This is a genomic window from Allobosea sp., assembly GCF_048595345.1.
Classification (GTDB): Bacteria; Pseudomonadota; Alphaproteobacteria; order Rhizobiales; family Beijerinckiaceae; genus Allobosea.
This window is the reverse complement of record NZ_JBMDWH010000001.1, coordinates 1-2499: the sequence shown is the minus strand read 5'-3', so window position 1 is coordinate 2499 and position 2499 is coordinate 1. Positions and strand designations below refer to the sequence as shown.

2 protein-coding genes and 1 pseudogene are annotated in these 2499 nt (G+C 66.3%); all 3 read left to right on the top strand.

Annotated elements, in window-relative coordinates; genetic code table 11:
* On the top strand, positions 1-930 hold a 930-nt coding region (locus ACOJTB_RS00015; RefSeq protein ID WP_420100457.1), incomplete at its 5' end, for an ABC transporter ATP-binding protein.
* A 38-nt stretch (positions 931-968) separates the two neighbouring features.
* Positions 969-2015, top strand: coding sequence for an ABC transporter substrate-binding protein (locus ACOJTB_RS00010; RefSeq protein ID WP_420100456.1), 1047 nt, complete (start codon positions 969-971; stop codon positions 2013-2015).
* Between the two features lie 205 nt (positions 2016-2220).
* A pseudogene (locus tag ACOJTB_RS00005) lies at positions 2221-2499 on the top strand (ABC transporter permease); the annotation flags it as partial.

The window sequence follows — 2499 nt, the reverse complement described above, 5'->3', positions numbered from 1 at the left end:
ACGACCTTGCGCATGATCGCGGGATTCGTGCCCCCCTCGGCCGGGCAGATCACCATCGGCGAGCGGGATGTGACCTATCTGCCGCCCTGGAAGCGCCATTGCGGCCTCGTCTTCCAGAGCTATGCGCTGTTTCCGCATATGTCGGTGGCGCAGAACGTCGCCTTCGGGCTGGAGATGCACAAGGTGCCGGCGGCCGAGCGCGGCCCGCGTGTTGCCGAGGCGCTGCGCCTCGTCCAGCTCGGCGGTTTCGACGAGCGTTATCCGCGCCAGCTGTCCGGCGGTCAGCAGCAGCGCGTGGCCCTGGCGCGCGCGCTCGCCATGGAGCCGCAGGTGCTTCTGCTCGACGAGCCTCTGTCCAATCTCGACGCCAAGCTCAGGCTCGAGGTGCGGGTCGAGATCCGCGAATTGCAGCGCAAGCTCGGCCTGACCACGATCATGGTCACCCACGACCAGGAGGAGGCGCTGACCATGGCCGACCGCCTCGTCGTCATGGAGAAGGGCAAGGTGCGGCAGATCGGCACCCAGCGCGAGCTCTATGAGAAGCCGGCGGATCGCTTCGTCGCGGGCTTCATCGGCCGCAACGCCTTCATTGAGGGCGATGTCGTGGCGCCAGGTCGTTTCCGGACCGGCGGCGGGCGTGAGATCCTGTGTGCCGACGCCACGAAGGCCGGGCCGGCGACGCTGGCACTCCGGCCGGAGCGCATCGCGGTCGCAGGGGAGGCGGAGGGCCTGCCGAACAGCTTCCCGGTAGAGGTGACCCACGCGTCCTATCTCGGCGCGCTGCTCGACGTGCAGGTCACGTTGGACGGTCAGGACAGGATGCTGCTGCAGATCCCCAACCGGCCCGGCCTGCCCGAGCCCAGGACGGGCGAGATCCTCACGATAGGCTGGGCCGAAGACGCCGGGCTCGTTTATCCGCGCGGGGCATGAGCCTCGTTCGGCGTCGACATAAAAGAGGGAATGGCATCATGACCGCATTCGACAGGCGTATGGTTCTCAAGGGCGCCGGTGCCGCCGCGCTCGCCGGAGCGACCGGGGTTCCGGCGCTCGCCCAATCCGGCGGGCGCGTGGTCGTCGGCACCTGGGGCGGCGACTATGCCCGGCTGCTGACCAAGAACATCGAGGACCCGATCCTCAAGGCCAAGGGCATCGAGGTGGTGCAGGACCAGGCGAGCGATGCGCCGCGCCGGGCCAAGATGGTCGCCGAGAAGCGCCTGCCGCGCGGCACGGTCGACATCCAGGGCTTTTCGGCCGCCAACATGTTCGAGATGAGCGAGGCCGGCGTCACCGAGACGCTCGACTATTCCAAGCTGCCGAACGCCAAGAACCTGCTGGCGTCGATGAAGTATCCCTATGGCATCGGGCAGATCTATTCCGGCAACGTCGTCATCTACAATCCCAAGCTGATCACGCCGGCGCCGACCGGCTTCAAGGACTGGCTGGACCCGAAATGGGGTTCGAAGATCGGCTTCATCGACATCCAGTACCAGTCAGTCTTCATCGCCGCCTCGCTCGCCGCCACCGGCGGCAAGGACATGAACGACCTCGACAAGGCCAAGGAGGTGCTGCTGGCGGTCAAGAAGGCCGGCGGACGGGTCTACCCGACCAACGAGGCCTTCGCCCAGGCGATGAAGAACGAGGAGGTCGGCATCAGCGCGATCTGGAAGGCGCGCGTGGTGCAATGGCAGAACGCCGGCATCCCGTGCGAGGCGGTGTCTCCGGTCGAAGGCATCCCGGTCTATGTCTCGGGCTTCGTCATCGCCAAGAATGCGCCCAACAAGGAGAATGCCTACGCTTATATGGACGCGATGCTCGCCAAGGCTCCGCAGGAGGCCTTCGCCGTCGATATGGGCTATAACGGGACCGTCTCCGGCCTCGCGGTGGACCCCGCTCTGCAGAAGCGCATCGGCTTCACGCCGGACGAAGAGAAGCGCCTGAAGGACCTCGACTACGCCTTCCTCGCCAAGAACGACGCGGCGATGAAGGAGTGGTGGGACAAGGTTTTCAAGGGTTGAGGCCCCCTCTGTCATTCCGGGGCGCAAACCCTCCCTTCTCCCCTTGCGGGAGAAGGTGCCCCGCAGGGGCGGATGAGGGGTCGCTCGCTCCTGCATCGTCGACGCCGGCTCGGCGGCGCGATCAGACCGTCAGTGTCGCGCGACCCCTCACCCCAACCCTCTCCCGCAAGGGGAGAGGGGGCAGGGCCTGCGCGGAATATCTCGCATGAGCTCCGCTGCTCCTGAAGCCGTGGCAGGCGCGCGCAAGAACCTCGCCGGCCTGCTGGTCGTGCCGGCGACGCTGTTCGTGGCGATCGGGCTCATCGGCCCGCTCGCGATCCTCTTCCGCTATTCGCTCAACAAGTTCGTGCCCGGCCAGTTCATGGTCGACGGGCTCGTGATCGAGAACTACGTCAAGTTCTTCACCGATCCCTATTATCTCAACGTGCTCGCGCGGACCGTGCGTGTCGCGGTGATCTGCACGCTCGCCTGCCTGATCATGGGC

What these genes read in the sequence shown, in the direction of transcription:
- ACOJTB_RS00010 (WP_420100456.1), top strand. Translation starts at nt 969, where the DNA reads ATGACCGCATTCGACAGGCGTATGGTTCTCAAGGGCGCCGGTGCCGCC.